Below are 17,602 nucleotides of genomic sequence, written 5' to 3'. Positions count from 1 at the left end.
GCGGCCGGTGCCCCGGGCGGGACGCCGGCCGCCGTCGCGGCTCGCGGTCGTGGTCGGTCGCGGTGGGTCAGCTGCCGTCGCGGTCCGCGGAGCCGCCGCGGCTGCCGTTGCCGTTGCTGCTGCCGCCGCCTCCGGTGAAGGTGTCGCGGAGCTTGCCGCCGACCGTCGCGGCGCCGCCGGCCACGTCCCGGAGCAGGCCCATCAGCGGGTCCTTGCTCTCCTTGACCGAGGTCGTGTAGTGCTCGGCGGCGGCCTTCCACTGCTCGGTGACCGAGGTGTCCGGGTCGTCCGAGCGGCGCGGGTAGGCGCCGGCCATGATCGAGCGGTAGTCGTCGCTCTCCGCCCACTTCTTCAGCTGGGCGACCCGGACCACCGCGAAGGGGTGGGTCTGCGGCAGCAGCTGGAGCACCTTGAGCACGCCGTCGCGCAGGTCGCCGGCCTTCTCGTACTCCTCGGCCTGCTCCAGGAAGGCGTCGACGTTCATCTCGGCCAGGTTGTGGCCGCCGGCCAGCTTCATCAGGGCCCGCATGGACGCCTGGAGGTCCTGCCCGGCGAGCAGGCCGGCCCGGTCGCTGGACAGCTCCGCCTTGCGGAACCACTCCTTGAGCGCGGTGATGATCGCGGTGATCGCCAGGTTGCCGAGCGGCACCCAGGCGATCCGGGTGGCGATGTTGGTGAGGATCATCAGCATCGTCCGGTAGACGGCGTGGCCGGACATCGCGTGGCCGACCTCGTGGCCGATGACGGAGCGCAGCTCCTCCTCGTCCAGCAGCTCGACCAGGCCGCTGGTGATCACGATGACCGGGGTGTCGATGCCGATGCAGTACGCGTTGACCGTCGGGTCCTGGGAGACGTACAGGTCGGGGACCTGCTCCAGGTCGAGCACGTAGGCGGCGTCGCGCACCATGTCGTGCAGCTCCGGGAACTGGCGCTCGGAGGTCTTCACCGCGGTGGCCAGGAACATCAGCCGGATCGCCCGCTCGGAGACCAGGCCGGCGAGCTTCTTCAGGATGTCGTCGAAGCCGGTCAGCCTGCGCAGTGCGACCAGGGCCGAGCGGTCCGCCGGGTGCTCCCAGGCCCGGGTGGAGATCCCGGGGAAGCGCTCGCGGCGGCGGCTCGGCGTCTTCGAGGTCGTGTCGGTCATGGTGTGAGTACCTCCTGGTCGACGGCGGCCGCGGCCCGCTGGCCCGCCCCCCGCTGGTCTTCGCCTGCAACGACTGTCTGTGCAACGTGCGCGGTTGCGTACTCGTCCCCGGGGTCAGCGTACGCGCGGTCCGCGCGGTGGGCGCCGGGGCCGTGGGCGGCTCGGCGGGCCGCCGGGGCGCGCCCGCGGGGCCTGCGGGGCGCGTCCGCGGGGCCGGGGGGCTCCGCCGGTGTGAGGCCGGTTTACCCTGAGGCCTGGACGACCGAGACCGGACCCGGCCGCGGTACCGAGCAGTACGAGGAGCCCCCGCAGATGTCCACCGACACGCTTGTCAGCCTGGCCGCGCCCATCTCCGACGAGTCCGGCCCCGGCCTGTTCCTGCGGATCATCGTGGTCGCGTCCTTCGTGGGCATCGGCCTGCTGATCTGGATCATGGCCCGCGCCTTCAAGAACAACTAGGGCCGGTCGTTCCCCGGGGCCGTCCCCGGTCCGTTCCCCGGGGCCGTCCCCGGTCCGTTCGCCGGGGCCGTTCCGGTCCGTTCGCCGGGGCCCGGGCCCGTTCGCCGGTCGCTCCCTCGGCCCGCGCTCACGCCCGGTCAGCGGCGGTGGGCCGCCGAGCGGTTGCCGTGTAACCCCCCGTACGATGACGGGTGGGCCCTCACCCGGCCCGGAACAACCCCCAGGTCCGTTCACCGAGCCGAGAAGGTCCCGCCGACCATGAGCACTGCTGCCGCACTCCCCGTTCTGAACCTGCTCGCCGAGGGCGAGGGGGGCAACCACGACAGTCTGAACCCGGCCCTGACCGGTGGCGCCGCACTGGTCATCCTGCTCGTCCTGCTCTTCATCACCACCCGCTTCAACCGGGACCGCTGAGCCGGGGCCTGGGGCCGCTCGGGGAGCGTCCGGCCACCGGCCGGACGCTCCCTCACGCGTCTGCGGAGAACCCCCACCCGGCCGTTCCCGCACCGTAACGCGTGTCGCGTAAGGTGTGGCGGCATGGGAGAGCAGGCCGGGAATCCCGGCGGACCGGAACCGGTGAAGAAGCGCCTCGGCGTGATGGGCGGCACCTTCGACCCGATCCACCACGGCCACCTCGTCGCCGCCAGTGAGGTCGCGAGCGCGTTCCACCTGGACGAAGTGATCTTCGTGCCGACCGGGCAGCCGTGGCAGAAGAGCGACCGGCACGTCACCCCGGCCGAGGACCGCTACCTGATGACGGTCATCGCCACCGCCGAGAACCCGCAGTTCTCGGTCAGCCGGATCGACATCGACCGCGAGGGCCCGACGTACACCGTCGACACCCTGCGCGACCTGCACGCCCTGCACCCGGACGCCGACCTCTTCTTCATCACCGGCGCCGACGCGCTCGCCCAGATCCTGTCCTGGCGCGACTCCGACGAGCTCTTCTCGCTGGCCCACTTCATCGGATGCACCCGCCCGGGGCACACTCTGTCGGACGCCGGGCTTCCGGTGGGCGGGGTCTCCCTGGTGGAGGTCCCGGCGCTGGCCATCTCCTCCACGGACTGCCGCAACCGGGTCGCCAAGGGCGAACCGGTCTGGTACCTCGTCCCGGACGGCGTGGTCCGCTACATCGACAAGCGGGCGCTGTACGCGCCGCGCGGGGACTGATCCGGGAGCGGTGCATGACTGATCGCAGCGACGGCCGGCGGCCGGAGGACTGGTCCACCGGGCAGTACCAGCAGCCGTACCAGGGCTACCAGCAGCCGCAGGACCCGCAGCAGCCGCAGCCACAGCAGCAGCCGCAGGCGCAGGCGCAGTCGTACGAGCAGCAGCAGTACGAGCAGCAGTACGACCAGTACGGGCAGCCGGTGTACGGGCAGGGCGCGTACGGCTACCAGCAGCAGGGCTACCAGGGGTACGACGGGTACCAGCAGGGCGGGCAGTTCCCGCAGCAACAGCCGTACGAGCAGCAGCAGTACGACCACCAGTACGACCAGTACGGGCAGCCGGTGTACGGGCAGGGCACGTACGTCTACCAGCAGCAGGGCTACCAGGGGTACCAGGAGCAGCCGTACCAGGCGGCCGCCCCGGTCGTGACCGAAGCGCAGGCGCCGTCGCAGGCGCAGGAACCGGTGCAGGCCGAGCCGGCCGCGGCCGCGGCGGTCGCACCGGCGCGTCCGCGGGTGCCCCGGCCGGCCGCCGAGCCGGTGCCGGCCAAGGCCGAGCCGCCGTCCGAGCAGGTCGCCGGGGCGCGGGCCGGGAAGGCGGGGAAGGCCGGGAAGGGCGGGAAGGGCGGCGGCAAGGCGCCCGACGACAGCTACACCACGGGGGAGTTCACCTTCGTCGACGAGGAGGCGGAGGAGACCGAGGACGTCATCGACTGGCTGAAGTTCGCCGAGTCCCGCAGCGAGGTGCGCGCCGAGCGCCGCCGCAAGCTGCGCAACCGGCTGATCGGCCTCGGTGCGGTGGTGGCGCTGGCCGCCGCCGGCGTCGGCGGGTACCTCTTCCTCACCGGCGGCAAGCCGACCGCGGCCGCCGCCGCCGGCGGGCGCCAGGTCAACGTCGTCCACCTGCGCGACCTCCAGGGCAAGGTGTCCAGCGCGCTGCTGGTCAACGACGCCTCCGGGAAGAAGGGCACGGTGCTGCTGCTGCCCGACACCCTGCGGCTGCCCGGCCCGGGGGACCCGCCGGTCACCACGGTCGGCCAGTCCATGGACGGCATCGGCGCCTCGGCGACCCGCGACGGCCTGTCCACCGTGCTCGGCGCCCCGGTGGCCGGCACCTGGCGGCTGGACACCCCGTACCTGGAACTGCTGGTCTCCCAGCTCGGCGGCGTCCGGGTGGACACCAACGCCGAGACCCACGAGGGAGGCAAGCCGGACGGCAAGCTGCTGTCCGCGGCGGGCAAGAACACCATGCTCAGCGGGAAGGCCGCGGTCGCCTACGCCACCCTGCAGAACCCCGGCGAGAACCGGGACGCCCAGCTGGCCCGGTTCGGGCAGGTCATGGACGCGCTGGTGCGCGCCATGCCGACCGAGTTCAAGGACGCCAAGGACGACGTGCACCGGATGAACGCGGTGCTCGACCCCTCGCTGCCCGAGGACGCCCTCGCCGGGGTGCTCGTCCAGCTCTCCCAGCAGGCGAAGGACGGCCACTTCGGCACCACCGCGCTGACCGTCAAGCCGGACGGCAGCCTGGACGAGGCGACCGCGGGCAAGCAGGTCAAGGACGTGCTGGGCGGCACCGTGAAGTCCGCGGCCGCCGGCGACGCCCCGGTCCGGGTCGCGGTCCAGGACTCCAGCGGCAACGACGCGGCGGCGGCCGCCGTACAGGTCCAGATCGTCAACTCCGGTCTGACCTTCATCCCGGGCGGGGCCAAGGGGGCCCCGCAGGCCACCAGTGAGATCCGCTACACCGACGACGCCCGGCAGGGCGCGGCGAAGTCGCTGGCGACCAGCCTCGGCCTGCCGGACACGGTGGTGAAGAAGGTGACCGGCGACACCCAGAACGCGGACCTGCTGGTGGTGCTCGGCAAGGACTACCAGCCGCCGAAGGCCCAGTAGGGCGGTGGCCCGGGCCTGGTGGGGGTCCGGGCCTGGTGGCGGCGGGGGCGGTGGCCCGGTATTGGCTTGGGGGCCCGGGGCTCGGGGGCCTGGAAAAACGGTTCCGGGCCCGCCCGGGCGGCGTGAGATCCTGGAAGGCGACCCCGGCCGAGCGCCGGGGCGCCCCCCAAGCCGCCGAGCCGGAAGAACACCGTGACCGTTACCGACCACAGCCAGCAGCTCATCACCGTCGCCGCGCAGGCGGCGGCCGACAAGCTCGCGCACAACATCATCGCCTTCGACGTCAGCGAGGTGCTGTCGATCACCGACGCCTTCCTGATCGCCTCCGCGAACAACGACCGCCAGGTCCGCTCGATCGCCGAGGAGATCGAGGACCAGCTGCGCGAGCAGCTGGACATCAAGCCGGTGCGCCGCGAGGGCGAGCGCGACGGCCGCTGGATCCTGCTCGACTACCTGGACATCGTCGTGCACGTCCAGCACGCCGAGGAGCGCTCCTTCTACTCGCTGGACCGGCTCTGGAAGGACTGCCCCGAGCTCCCGCTGCCCGAGGACGCCCTGGCCTCGCGCAACCGTCCGGACGCGTTCACCGACGAGGCCGGCAACGTCGTCGCCCCCGCCGACGACTTCGGCAAGCCCGAGGACCTGCACTGAGCCGGGGCCCGCGCGGCCCGCGCATCGTCTTCTGGCGGCACGGCCAGACCTCCTGGAACCTCGAATCGCGCTTCCAGGGCACCACGGACATCGAGCTGACCGGCCAGGGCGTCCAGCAGGCCCAGCGGGCGGCCCGGCTGCTCTCCGGGCTCCGTCCCGACCTGCTGATCTCCTCGGACCTCCAGCGGGCCCGGCGCACCGCCGCGGAGCTGGCCGAGGTCACCGGGCTCGACGTGCAGCACCACGAGGGCCTGCGGGAGACCTTCGCGGGCTCCTGGCAGGGCCTGACCAACGCCGAGATCCGCGAGCGCTTCCCGGAGGAGTACGAGGCCTGGGCGGCCGGTGAGCCGGTGCGGCGGGGCGGTGACGGCGAGCTGGCCACCGAGGTCGCCGACCGCTCGGTGCCGGTGGTCCTGGACGCCGTCGGCAAGCTCCCCGAGGACGGCACGCTGGTGGTGGTCAGCCACGGCGGGACGATCCGCACCATGCTCGGGCGGCTGCTCGACATGGAGCCGGACCAGTGGGAGCGCTTCGGCGGACTGTCCAACTGCTGCTGGTCGGTGCTCGGCCAGGGCACGCGCGGCTGGCGCCTGCTGGAGCACAACGCGGGCACCCTCCCGCAGCCGGTCATCGGCGACGACACCTGAGCCGAGCCGTACCGGCTCGGGCGGCACCGGGTGCCGGGGGCCCTCACGGGGCCCTCGGCGGGGGTCCGGAGGGAGCGGATTTCGCAGTTCCGGCCCTGACCAGCTAGAGTCTTCCTCGTTCGCAGGGAAGGAACGCGGCCCGGAAGGGAAGCGGGAGATCCGGTGAGTGCGGGGCTATAGCTCAGTTGGTAGAGCGCTTGCATGGCATGCAAGAGGTCTGGGGTTCAATTCCCCATAGCTCCACTCCGCATCGGCGGTCGTGGTCAGCCAGGGTCGCCCGTGTCGCGGGGCTATAGCTCAGTTGGTAGAGCGCTTGCATGGCATGCAAGAGGTCTGGGGTTCAATTCCCCATAGCTCCACAGTAGTTCGGAAGGCCGTCACCCAAGGGGTGGCGGCCTTCCGGCGTTTCGGGCCCGGCCTCGCAGTTCTCCTGGCGGGCGCGCGGTCGGCGGGTGGTGCGGTGGCGGTGCGTTGGCGGGGCGCGTGCGTCGGGAGTGCGCGCTGGGAGCGTGCGTCAGGGCGGGCGCCGGGGGCGGGCGCCGTACGCCCGGAGTGCGGGAGACGGGCTCCCGGGGTGCGTGGTGCGGACCTCGGGAAACGGATTTCAGGAGCACGCCCCGGAGCGTGTAAAGTAGTCGATGTCGCCGAGGGAAACGGCCGGAAACAACCGGGAAGCACGGTGACAACGCAGGTCAAGGGGCTATAGCTCAGTTGGTAGAGCGCTTGCATGGCATGCAAGAGGTCTGGGGTTCAATTCCCCATAGCTCCACAGCAGTCGAGAGCCGCCTCCCGGAAACGGGGGGCGGCTCTTCGCCGTTCTGCCCGCGCCGCCGGTCCCGGCGGCCGGAATCCCGCTACCGTCGTGCCATGGCCGATCTGGAGCGAAGGCGGAACGAGGAACTGGCCCGGATACTCCACCAGCTCGGATGGAGTCCGGAACGGCTCGCCCGCGAGGTGAGCCTCGCCCTGCCGCCGGGCCTCGCCATCAGCTCCACCGCCCCGTACAAGTGGCGCGACCGCGGCATGGTCCCGCGCAGCCCGCACGACCAGGCGGTCTGCGAGGTGCTCAGCCGCACCCTCGGCATCGCCGTCACCTACGAACAGCTCTGGGGCCGGATGGGCGGCCACCGCGGCGCCAAGATCCTCTCGCCCCGGCTGCTCACCGACCCGTGGACCGCCGACACCGCCCAGACCGCGCTGCGCGAGGCCGCCACCGACGCCGGCCCGGTGCGCCTCACCGACCTCTTCCGCGGCGCCGACCTCGACCAGGCCGCCGCCCGCCTCGACTCCCCGCCGCCGCCCGTCGGCGGCGGCGAGGGCGCGCTGCGCGTCGAACCCGGACTGGCCGGCGAACTCGGCCTGTCCTACCGCAGCAAGCAGAAGCTCGAACGGGCCTGCGGCGGCGGCCTCGTCCTCGGCCCCGTCCGGGCCGAACTCGCCATGCTGGCCAAGCTGCTGGAACTCGGCGCGTACGACGAACGGCTCGGGCGCGAGCTCTACGGCACGGCCAGCAGACTCGCCCGGCTGGCCGGCTGGGCCGCGTACGACCTCGGCCACGACGCCGCCGCCCAGCGCGCCTTCGTCGCCGCGCTGCGCGCCGCCCACGTCAGCGGCGACCCCCGGCTCGGCGTCGCGGTGCTCGGCGCGCTGGTCGTGCTCGCCACCCAGGGCACCGGCGGGCGCGGGCTGGACGCCGTCTCCGCGCTGGTGACCGCCCTGGACACCCACGGCGCCGCGCTCAGCCCCGTTGCCCGGGCCCGCCAGTACGGCCGGCTCGCCGGCGCGTACGGCCGCCGGGGCGAGGCCGACCGGGCCGAGGCCGCCGCCGCCCGGGCCTTCGCCGAACTGGACGGCCTGCCCGGCACCGAGGAGGTCCGGGCCGCCCTCTCCGGGATGGTGGGGGAGGGGCGGCTGGCGCTCGGCCAGCACCGGCTCGCCAAGGTGCTGCTCGCCGAGGCGGTGGCCGGTCTCGGACCGGGACGGGCCCGCACCAAGACGCTGCTGATGGTGCGCCTCGCCGAGGCCCACCGCCGGCTCGGCGACCAGCGGGAGGCGGCCCGCACCGCCTCACTGGCGCGCTCGCTCGCGGCGGGGATGCAGTCCGAGCGGGTGGCGAAGGCGCTGCGGGAGTTCGACGCGGCGGGGCGGGTGGCGGCGCGGTAGGGCGGGTTGCGGCCCGGTAGGGCGGTTGGCGGCTCGGCCCCGCGCGGCTCCGTGCGGCCTCGTGCGGTCCTGCGTGGCTCGCTGCGGCTCCCGGGTGGCTCCGCGGGGCCTCATGCGGCCCCGTGCGGCCCTGGGCGGCTCCGTGCCGCCGTCCCGGCGGTATACCCCGCAGCCCGTCGACCCGCTTGCGGTACCCTGAGCCCATGCGAACCGTGCGCCTGCTCCTTAGCCGGCCGCGCTGACCAGGACCGGCTGAGCCTTCGGGCGGTGCCGGAGTCGGCGTGGCGTCCCCTCCTGCGAGGGGATTTTTTGTTTTCCGCCCCCCGATCCCGTCCCGGGCCGGGTCCACGGGCCGGCCGCCCGCGCGGTTCGCCAACCGACACCGATGGAGCTTGAAGGACCATGAGCGAGACGACCCCTGCGTCCGGCGCGGCCGAGACCGCGACCGAGCCGTTCCGGTACAGCGCTGCGCTGGCGGCCGAGATCGAGTCCCGCTGGCAGGACATCTGGGAGAAGGAGGGCACCTTCCACGCCCCCAACCCCACCGGTGCGCTGGCCGACCCGGCGGCCGGCGACGTCGCCGCGAAGCCGCACAGCTTCATCATGGACATGTTCCCGTACCCCTCGGGCGCGGGCCTGCACGTCGGCCACCCGCTGGGCTACATCGCCACCGACGTCTTCGCCCGCTACCAGCGGATGACCGGCCACAACGTGCTGCACACGCTGGGCTACGACGCCTTCGGCCTGCCCGCCGAGCAGTACGCGGTGCAGACCGGCACCCACCCGCGGGTCTCCACCGAGGCCAACATCGCCAACATGCGCCAGCAGCTGCGCCGGCTGGGCCTGGGCCACGACCCGCGCCGCTCGATCTCCACGATCGACCCGGACTACTACCGCTGGACCCAGTGGATCTTCCTGCAGATCTTCAACTCCTGGTACGACGCGGACGCCCGCAAAGCCCGCCCGATCGCCGAGCTGGTCGCCGACTTCGAGTCCGGCGCGCGTGAGCTGCCGGACGGGCGCGCCTGGGCCGGGCTGACCGTCGCCGAGCGCGACGAGGTGCTGGGCGAGTACCGCCTGGCCTACGCCAAGGAGGTGCCGGTCAACTGGTGCCCGGGCCTGGGCACCGTCCTGGCCAACGAGGAGGTCACCGCGGACGGCCGCTCCGAGCGCGGCAACTTCCCGGTGTTCAAGTCCAACCTGCGCCAGTGGATGATGCGCATCACCGCGTACTCGGACCGGCTGATCGAGGACCTGGACCTGCTGGACTGGCCCGAGGCCATCAAGCTGCAGCAGCGCAACTGGATCGGGCGCTCCGAGGGCGCCCGGGTCGACTTCGCGGCCCCCGGCGACCAGAAGATCACCGTCTTCACCACCCGGCCCGACACCCTGTTCGGCGCCACCTACATGGTGCTGGCCCCCGAGCACGCCCTGGTCGACTCGATCGTCCCCGCCGCCTGGCCCGAGGGCGTGCCCGCCGAGTGGACCGGCGGCGCCGCGACCCCCGCCGAGGCCGTCGCCGCCTACCGCGCCACGGCCGCCGCCAAGTCGGACGTCGAGCGGCAGGTCGAGGCCAAGGTCAAGACCGGTGTCTTCACCGGCGCCCACGCCGTCAACCCGGTCAGCGGCGAGTCCGTCCCGGTGTTCATCGCCGACTACGTGCTGATGGGCTACGGCACCGGCGCCATCATGGCCGTCCCCGCCCACGACCACCGCGACTTCGCCTTCGCCCGCGCCTTCGCGCTGCCGATGCGCTGCGTCGTCGAGCCCACCGACGGGCGGGGCCAGGACCCGGCCGAGTGGGACGACGCGTTCGACACCTACGACTCCGTCATCGTCAACTCCGCCCGCACCGAGGGCGACGTGTCGCTGTCCCTGGACGGGCTGAGCGTCGTCGAGGCCAAGGCCGCCGTCACCGCCTGGCTGGCCGAGCGCGGCATCGGCGAGGGCACCGTCAACTACCGCCTGCGCGACTGGCTGTTCAGCCGCCAGCGGTACTGGGGCGAGCCCTTCCCGATCGTCTACGACGAGGACGGCGTGATGCACGCGCTGCCCGAGTCGATGCTGCCGGTCGAGGTCCCCGAGGTCGACGACTACTCGCCGCGCACCTACGACGCGTACGACGCCGCCTCCTCTCCGGAGACCCCGCTGTCGCGCAACGAGGCCTGGGTCAACGTCGAACTGGACCTGGGCGACGGCGTCAGGAAGTACCGCCGCGAGACCAACACCATGCCCAACTGGGCCGGCTCCTGCTGGTACGAGCTGCGCTACGTCGACCCGTCCAACTCCGAGGCGGTCGTCGACCCGGCCAACGAGAAGTACTGGCTGGGCCCGACGGAGACCAAGCCCGCCGGCGGCGCCGACCTGTACGTCGGCGGCGCCGAGCACGCCGTGCTGCACCTGCTGTACGCGCGCTTCTGGCACAAGGTGCTGCACGACCTGGGCCACGTCTCGTCCGTCGAGCCGTTCCACAAGCTGTTCAACCAGGGCATGATCACCGCCGACGTCTACCGCGACGAGCGCGGCTTCCCGGTGCCCGCCGCCGAGGTCGAGGAGCGCGACGGCCAGTACTTCTGGGACGGCGAGCCGGTCAAGCGCGAGGCCGGGAAGATGGGCAAGTCCCTGAAGAACGCCGTCGCCCCGGACGACATCGCCGACGAGTACGGCGCCGACACGCTGCGCCTGTACGAGATGTCGATGGGCCCGCTGGACGTCTCACGCCCGTGGGACACCCGCGCCGTCGTCGGCTCGTACCGCTTCCTGCAGCGCCTGTGGCGCAACGTCGTCTCGGAGACCACCGGCGAACTGGTCGTCACCGAGGAGGAGCCGGACGAGGCGACGCTGCGCGCCCTGCACAAGGCCATCGACGGCATCCGCGGGGACATGGCCGGGCTGCGCTTCAACACGGCCGTCGCCAAGGCCATCGAGCTGAACAACTACCTGGTCAAGCGCGGCTCCACGCCGCGGGCGGTGGCCGAGCAGCTGGTGCTGATGGTCGCGCCGCTGGCCCCGCACGTCGCCGAGGAGCTGTGGCGCCGACTGGGCCACGGCGAATCGCTGGCGCACACCGACTACCCGGTCGCCGACCCGGCGTACGTGGTGGACGAGACGGTGACCTGCGTGGTCCAGATCAAGGGCAAGGTCAAGGCGCGGCTGGAGGTCGCGCCGGGCATCTCGGACGCCGAGCTGGAGGCGCTGGCGCTGGCGGAGCCGGCGGTCGTCGCGGCGATCGGCGGGGCCGAGGTGCGGAAGGTGATCGCGCGGGCGCCGAAGCTGGTGAACATCGTCACCGGCTGAGTGTTCTTGGTGCGGAAGTGACCGCGGGGTGATCGCGGGAGCGGTCGGGCGGGCGTCCTCCGGGGCGCCCGTCCGGCGTTTTCGGGGCCTTCGGGGCTCGGTGCTTTCGGGGCGTTTTCGGGTTCGGTGCCGGCTGGGCGTCTTGCGGGGGGCTTCCAGGGTGGTCGGGGGCCCTCGGGGAGATCCCGGATCTGACCCTGATCTCCGTCCGCCGGGGCCCTCTCGGCTGCCCCCGGGCGGGTTCCGGCGGCTACCGTGGAACCCTCGGCAATGCGGCCCGCGTTGGGCCCGGTGGGGGCCGGAACGACGGCGGAAGGTGGCGCGCGATGGACGTGTTCGGCGTGATGATCGGGCTGGTCCTGCTCTTCGGGGTCGCGGCGATGGTCCTGGCCGTGATCGGCACGGTCAAGGCCGCCAAGGCCGTCGGCGCGAAGATCGAGAAGCACGAGGCCAACGCCCGGCGCGCCGTGGAGACCGCCACCCTCAAGGCGAAGACGTACACCAGGGTCGGTCCGCCCGCGCAGATCGCCACCGTCCGGCTGGGCCTGCGGACCTCGCTCGACGGCACCCGGCAGGTGCTGGAGGGCGGCCTCGCGCAGGACTCCCAGCTCGGCGAGTCGCTCGCCCTGCTCGACCGGCTCGACACGCACGCCGCCGAACTCGACGGCGAGCTGCGGATGCTGGAGCGCGAGCCGGACACCGCGCGGATCGCCGCCAAGCTGCCGGAGCTGCGCGAGCGGGCGGAGCGGATCACGCACTCGGCGGAGACCATGCGCTGGGCGGCGCAGGACCGGATGCACCGGTTCGCGGACGACGAGCTGAGCCGGCTGAGCCAGGAGTGCGAGAGCGAGGCGGGGGCGCTGCGGCACTGGGATGTCGCGGGGGGTGCATCGGGGGCTGCCGGTTCCGCGGGGGCGGGTGGAGCCCCGGGGTCCGGTGGTTCCGCAGGGGTCGGTGGTGCTGCTGCGGGGTCTGGTGGGTCCGCAGGGGCGACCGGGGGTGCGGCGCGGTCCGGGGGGGCGGCTCGGGCCGGGCTGACCGACGGGAAGGGGCGGCCGAGCGCGGAGGAGCTGCTCGGGCTCGCCGATCCGCTGGCCAAGCTGGCGCAGCGGCTGCGCAAGCCCTCGACGGGGCCCTCGGCGGGTTGAGCCGGTCGGGCGTCACGGGGGCTCCGACGGGCTGAGCCGGTCGGGCGTCACGGGGCCTCCCGAGGGGGCCCGGACCGGGCGCTGTCCTCCCGGAGCGACGGGGGGTAACCTCCGGCTCATGCCCTCCGACCTCGCACTTGTCACCGATTCCACGGCCTATCTGCCGCAGGACGCCCTCGACCGGTACGGGATCACGGTGGTCCCGCTGAGCGTCGCGGTCGGCGACTCGGTGCTGAGCGAGGGCGTCGAGATCTCCCCGAAGGACGTCGCCGAGGCGCTGCGCGGCAAGCAGCGGGTGACCACCTCCCGGCCGAACCCGGAGACCTTCGCCGCCGCCTACCGGGCGGCCGCCGAGGCAGGGGCGAAGGGCATCGTCTCGGTGCACATCTCCGGCGAACTGTCCGGCACCGTCGAGGCCGCCCGGCTGGCCGCCGCCGAGGCGCCCGTACCGGTGCGGGTGGTGGACAGCCGACTGGTCGGGATGGCGCTCGGGTACGGGGTGCTGGCGGCGGCCGAGGCGATCGCGGCCGGGCAGGGCCTGGCCGAGGCGGCCGAGGCGGCCGGCCGGCGGGCGGCCGGGACCAGCGGGTTCTTCTACGTCGACACCCTGGAACACCTGCGCCGGGGCGGACGGATCGGGGCGGCGCGGGCGCTGCTCGGCTCGGCCCTGGCGGTCAAGCCGCTGCTGCACCTGGACGGCGGGCGGATCGAGCCGCTGGAGAAGGTGCGGACGGCGTCGCGGGCGATCGCGCGGCTGGAGGAGATCGCGGTCGAGCGGTCGGGGGAGCAGGACGTCGACATCACCGTGCACCACCTGGCGGCCGAGGAGCGGGCCGAACCGCTCGCGGAGCGGCTGCGGGCCCGGGTGCCGGGGCTGCGGGAGCTGTACGTGGGCGAGGTGGGGGCGGTGATCGGGGCGCACGTCGGGCCGGGGCTGCTGGCGGTGGTGGTCGCGCCGCGCTGAGGGGTGGCGGTTCGCTGGGTGGCTCGTTGGGCGGGCGGTCCGGTGGGTGGTTCGTTGGGCGGGCGGTCCGGTGAGTGGTTCGTTGGGCGGGCGGTCAACCTCAGGCGGCCCTACCCACTCTTGTGAGTGACGCTTTTTATCCACAACCCCCGGGTTATCCACAGGGTTTCGCTAATTTCCGCACGTTCGCCGGAGGACTCCTACCGTCCTCGGCATGACGACCATGGGCCTGGGCGCGGCGAAGCGCCATGCGATCAACGAGACGGTGCGGCTGCGGATGGCCGCGCTGCTGCCGATGGATGACGAGCCGGAGAGCGGTACGGGAGGGGGCCCTTCGGGGCCGGCCCCGCCGCCGTCGCCGGTTGCGATGCCGGTGCCGGTGCTGTCGGATGCGACGCCGGTCCCGCCGGATGCGGGTGTTGCGTCGGATCCGGGCGGCACCGACATGGGTCCGCCGGAGGCCGGGGCGCGTTCGCGGTTCTCCGCATCCTCCTCAATCCCCTCGTTCGCCTCGGTGCTGGCACTCGATCGGCGCGCGGTGGCCGGATTGGCCATCCTGCTGCTGTTCGCGGTCGGTTACGCCGTGCAGCACTTCTGGCTGGCCCGGCCGGAGGCGGTCGCCGTACCCGCGCTCGCGGCGGTCGCGGCACCGTCGGGGGCGGAGCCGTCCGTCCCCGCCGACTCTGCTCCTTCCAGGGCCGGGCCCGGCGCCGGTGCCGAGGCCGTGTCCGGCACCGGGCCGGCTGTCGTGGTGGACATCGGCGGCCGGGTCCACCTCCCGGGCCTGCACACCCTGCCCGGCGGCTCCCGGGTAGCCGATGCCCTGCGGGCGGCGGGCGGTCCGCTGCCGGAGACGGACACCAGGAACCTCAACCTGGCCCGCATCCTGACGGACGGTGAGCAGATCCTGGTCGGCGAGCAGGCGCCCGCCCCCGGCCCGGTGGTCGGAAGCGGGAGCGGCCCTCCGGGCCTCACCGTGCCCCGGCCACCCGTCAGCCTCAACCGCGCGACGCTCGAACAGCTCGACAGCCTTCCCGGTGTCGGCCCCACCCTCGCCCAGCGCATCCTCGCCTACCGCACCTCGCACGGCTCCTTCCGCTCCCTCGACCAACTCCGGCAGGTCAGCGGCATCGGCGCCCGTACGTACGCGGAGCTCCGTCCGCTGCTCACCCTCTGACGCCCTGTCCTGCCGCTGTCCCTGCCCGTTCCCCTTGTCCACTTCCCCCGCCCGCATGCCCGGCCTTCGAAGGGAGGTACCACCATGTCCGTCGCCACCGTGCCGTTCGGTCCGGCCGTTGCGTCCCGTTCTCCGGGCGCCGACTTCCGGCTGCTGCTGCCCGCCGTCTCGGTCTGGGCGGTCACGGCGGCACTCCTGCGTCTGGAGCCGGGGTACGCGGCCCTCGTCCTCACCGCGGCGGGCGTCGCCGCGGTCGCGGCCGTCCTGCTGCTCACCCGGCCGGGGGTCCTGCGCCGGCGCGGGGCCTCGGCGACGCTGGCCGCCGTCCTGCTCACCGGTGCGGCGGCCGCGATCGCCACCCCGCTGCACACCGCCGACCTGCACCGGGGGCCGCTGCCGGAGCTCGCCCGTGCGTCCGCGGCCGCTGGTCCGCGAGCGCCGGGCGAGCCCGCCCCGGTGGTGGAGGTGGAGCTGACCGTCGCGGGGGACCCGAAGGTCCACACCTCCCGGGGCGGCACCGTCGGCGGGCAGACGCTCCTGACCGTGGACGCGGTGGCCGACCGTGTCACCCCGCTCCCGGACGGGCGGAGCACCCGCACGCGTACGCCGGTGACCGTCATGGCCCGAGGGGCGGAGGGCGAGCCCTGGCAGCGGCTGCTCCCGTCCCAGCGGCTGGCCGTGGAGGCCGAGGTACGGCCGGCGGGGGAGGGGCACGACACCGAGTCCGCCGCGCTGCTGGTCGTCCACGGGGCGCCCCGGCAGCTGGCGCCGCCGAGCCTGCCGCAGCGGATCGCCGGGCGGCTCCGTGAAGGCCTCCGCACGGCCACCGACGGACTTCCCGCGGACGCGCGCGGGCTGCTCCCGGGGCTGGTCGTCGGCGACACCTCGCGACTGCCCGACGACCTCGACGACGCCTTCCGGGCCACCGACCTGGTTCACCTGGTGGCGGTCAGCGGGGCCAACCTGGCGATCGTCCTCGGTGCGCTGCTGGGCGCGCCCGGGCAGGCCGGAACCCCGGAACGGCGCGGGCTGGCCGCGGTGCTGGGGCTGTCACTGCGCACCGGCGCGCTGCTCGGCACGGCGCTGACGCTGGCCTTCGTCACCGTCTGCCGGCCCGAGCCCAGCGTGCTTCGGGCGGCCGGGACGGGACTGATCGGCATGCTGGCCCTGGCCACCGGCCGTCCCCGCAAGGCCGTGCCCGCGCTCGCCGGGGCCGTCCTGGTGCTGGTCCTGCTGGACCCGTTCCTGGCGCGCTCGTTCGGCTTCCTGCTCTCTGTGCTCGCCACCGCCGGGCTGCTCGTCCTCGGGCCGCACTGGGCCGAAGCCCTGCGGGCCCGCCGCTGGCCGCACCACCTGGCAGGCGCGTTCGCGGCGACGGCGGCCGCCCAGGCGCTGTGCGCGCCGGTGACGGTGGTGCTGTCCGGGCACATCAGCCTGGTCGGCATCCCCTGCAACCTGCTGGCCGAGCTGGCGGTGGCCCCGGCGACGCTGCTCGGCTTCGGGGTGCTCGCCCTTCAGCCGCTCCTTCCGGCCCTGGCCCGCCTGCTCGCGGAACCGGCCGGGCTGCCGGCCGGCTGGCTGGCCCTGGTCGCACGGCGCGGCGCCGAGGTGCCAGGTGGCCAACTGACCTGGCCCGGCGGTTGGTTCGGGACGGCGACGGTCGCGCTGGCCGTCCTGGCGGCCTGCTGGGCGGCGCCGCTCCTGTTGCCCCGACGGCGGGAGCCGGGCAGTCCGGTGCCGGTGCCCGCTCGGCGGCGCTGGGCGCGGGCGCTGGTGACGGCAGTGCTGATGATGGTCCTGCTGGCCGTGCTGCTCCGCCCGCCGCAGCTCATCCGGATCGCCACTGGCTGGCCGCCGCCGGGGTGGCGACTGGTGATGTGCGACATCGGGCAGGGGGACATGCTGGCCCTGGCGACGGGGGAGCCGGACAGCGCGGTGGTGATCGACGCCGGGCCGGACCCGAACGCCGCCGACCGATGCCTGCGCGACCTCGGCGTGACGACCGTCCCCTTACTCCTGCTGACGCATTTCCACGCCGACCACGTCGAGGGCGTGCCGGGGGTGTTGCGGGGCCGCCGGGTCGGCGCCGTCGAGGGCACCACGCTGGACGACCCGCCGGGCGAGGCGGCCCGGGTGACGGGCTGGGCCGTAGGGGCCGGCCTCCCGTTGCTGAGAGCGGGTCGGGGTGAACGGCGCTCCGTCGGAGCGGAGTTGGCCTGGGACGTGGTGTGGCCCGTCCCCGGTGCGGCTGCCGAGGCGCCCGGACCGAACAACGCAAGCGTCGCACTGATGGTGTCACTGACAGGAGGACTACGGATGGCACTGCTCGGAGATCTCGAACCGCAGGCCCAGTCGGCCCTGCTGGGTCGGCTGGGGAAGGTCGACGTCGTGAAGGTGGCGCACCACGGATCGGCCCACCAGGACTGGGACTTGGCCGGTGCGATGCGGCCCCGGCTTGCCCTCGTCTCCTGCGGCGAGGGCAACCCGTACGGTCACCCGTCCCCGAAGACGGTCGACCACCTGCGCGCACTCGGCGCCACCGTTCTGCGCACCGACCGGGAGGGGGACATCGCGGTGACGGGCGACTCCCCGGCCACCCTCGGCGCGGCCGTCCACCCCCAGCCCGCCCACGCGGCCCGCCACTCCAGCGGCAACGCCAGGCCCGGCGGCGCCGGCGGAACCGGTGGGGCCGACGGGCACGGCCCCGCACCCCACGCCCACCCCGAGCGGACCCCGGGCGCCCCGCGGGCCCCGCCCACCTGACCTCCGCGCTCTCCTCCTTCCACCAATCAACGTGGGGGCATGGAAAGTAGAAGGGGGTGGTGGAAGGAGGAGCGGCGCAAAGCCAGCAGAAACGTTCCGGCGCGCTCCGGGCCCAGCCCGGAGC

The 17,602-nt window shown here is 73.9% G+C and carries 13 protein-coding genes and 3 tRNA genes; 15 read left to right on the top strand and 1 reads right to left on the bottom strand.

From position 1 onward, the window contains the following. Nucleotides 1-67: 67 nt before the first annotated feature. A complete protein-coding gene (locus ACFRQN_RS33075) occupies nt 68-1,144 on the bottom strand; it encodes a M48 family metallopeptidase (RefSeq protein WP_049661182.1) in 1,077 nt (358 codons plus the stop codon). A 312-nt stretch (nt 1,145-1,456) separates the two neighbouring features. Here ACFRQN_RS33075 and ACFRQN_RS33070 point away from each other — a divergent pair, with 312 nt between their 5' ends. The 15 genes from ACFRQN_RS33070 to ACFRQN_RS33000 all read left to right on the top strand — a co-directional run bounded on the left by ACFRQN_RS33070 (nt 1,457) and on the right by ACFRQN_RS33000 (nt 17,478). Then, complete coding sequence (locus tag ACFRQN_RS33070) at nt 1,457-1,603, top strand: hypothetical protein (protein ID WP_158077652.1); 147 nt, start codon at nt 1,457-1,459, stop codon at nt 1,601-1,603. Between the two features lie 258 nt (nt 1,604-1,861). After that, nucleotides 1,862-2,017, top strand: a complete 156-nt coding sequence (locus tag ACFRQN_RS33065) for a hypothetical protein (protein WP_181970583.1) — start codon at nt 1,862-1,864, stop codon at nt 2,015-2,017. 123 nt (nt 2,018-2,140) lie between these two features. Beyond that, nucleotides 2,141-2,773 carry a nicotinate-nucleotide adenylyltransferase gene (nadD, locus tag ACFRQN_RS33060; protein WP_049658574.1) on the top strand — a complete coding sequence of 211 codons (633 nt, stop codon included), beginning with the start codon at nt 2,141-2,143 and terminating at the stop codon, nt 2,771-2,773. A gap of 14 nt (nt 2,774-2,787) precedes the next feature. Then, a complete protein-coding gene (locus tag ACFRQN_RS33055) occupies nt 2,788-4,668 on the top strand; it encodes a LytR C-terminal domain-containing protein (RefSeq protein ID WP_380744032.1) in 1,881 nt (626 codons plus the stop codon). Nucleotides 4,669-4,860: 192 nt separating this feature from the next. Then, nucleotides 4,861-5,319: a ribosome silencing factor gene (gene rsfS / locus ACFRQN_RS33050; protein WP_049658573.1), complete on the top strand. Its 459-nt coding sequence runs from the start codon at nt 4,861-4,863 to the stop codon at nt 5,317-5,319. Further along, complete coding sequence (locus tag ACFRQN_RS33045; RefSeq protein WP_074001141.1) at nt 5,316-5,966, top strand: histidine phosphatase family protein; 651 nt, start codon at nt 5,316-5,318, stop codon at nt 5,964-5,966. Before rsfS ends, ACFRQN_RS33045 begins: the two co-directional genes overlap by 4 nt. Before the next feature lie 170 nt (nt 5,967-6,136). Beyond that, nucleotides 6,137-6,209, top strand: a tRNA-Ala gene (locus tag ACFRQN_RS33040). A gap of 43 nt (nt 6,210-6,252) precedes the next feature. After that, a tRNA-Ala gene (locus tag ACFRQN_RS33035) sits at nt 6,253-6,325 on the top strand. A gap of 337 nt (nt 6,326-6,662) precedes the next feature. After that, nucleotides 6,663-6,735, top strand: a tRNA-Ala gene (locus ACFRQN_RS33030). A 98-nt stretch (nt 6,736-6,833) separates the two neighbouring features. Further along, a complete protein-coding gene (locus ACFRQN_RS33025; protein WP_380744030.1) occupies nt 6,834-8,129 on the top strand; it encodes a hypothetical protein in 1,296 nt (431 codons plus the stop codon). Between the two features lie 402 nt (nt 8,130-8,531). Beyond that, on the top strand, nt 8,532-11,426 hold the full coding sequence (gene leuS / locus ACFRQN_RS33020) for a leucine--tRNA ligase (RefSeq protein WP_375877173.1): 2,895 nt from the start codon (nt 8,532-8,534) through the stop codon (nt 11,424-11,426). Nucleotides 11,427-11,752: 326 nt separating this feature from the next. Beyond that, nucleotides 11,753-12,574, top strand: a complete 822-nt coding sequence (locus tag ACFRQN_RS33015; protein WP_074000714.1) for a hypothetical protein — start codon at nt 11,753-11,755, stop codon at nt 12,572-12,574. A 118-nt stretch (nt 12,575-12,692) separates the two neighbouring features. After that, nucleotides 12,693-13,538, top strand: a complete 846-nt coding sequence (locus tag ACFRQN_RS33010) for a DegV family protein (RefSeq protein ID WP_380744027.1) — start codon at nt 12,693-12,695, stop codon at nt 13,536-13,538. 214 nt (nt 13,539-13,752) lie between these two features. Next, complete coding sequence (locus tag ACFRQN_RS33005; RefSeq protein WP_380744025.1) at nt 13,753-14,715, top strand: helix-hairpin-helix domain-containing protein; 963 nt, start codon at nt 13,753-13,755, stop codon at nt 14,713-14,715. Between the two features lie 84 nt (nt 14,716-14,799). Then, a complete protein-coding gene (locus ACFRQN_RS33000) occupies nt 14,800-17,478 on the top strand; it encodes a ComEC/Rec2 family competence protein (protein WP_380744023.1) in 2,679 nt (892 codons plus the stop codon). Nucleotides 17,479-17,602 lie beyond the last annotated feature (124 nt).

This window comes from Kitasatospora sp. NPDC056800, assembly GCF_042789775.1.
Taxonomy (GTDB): Bacteria; Actinomycetota; Actinomycetes; order Streptomycetales; family Streptomycetaceae; genus Kitasatospora.
The sequence above is the reverse complement of the archived record's forward strand: the minus strand, read 5'-3'. Positions and strand labels throughout refer to the sequence as shown.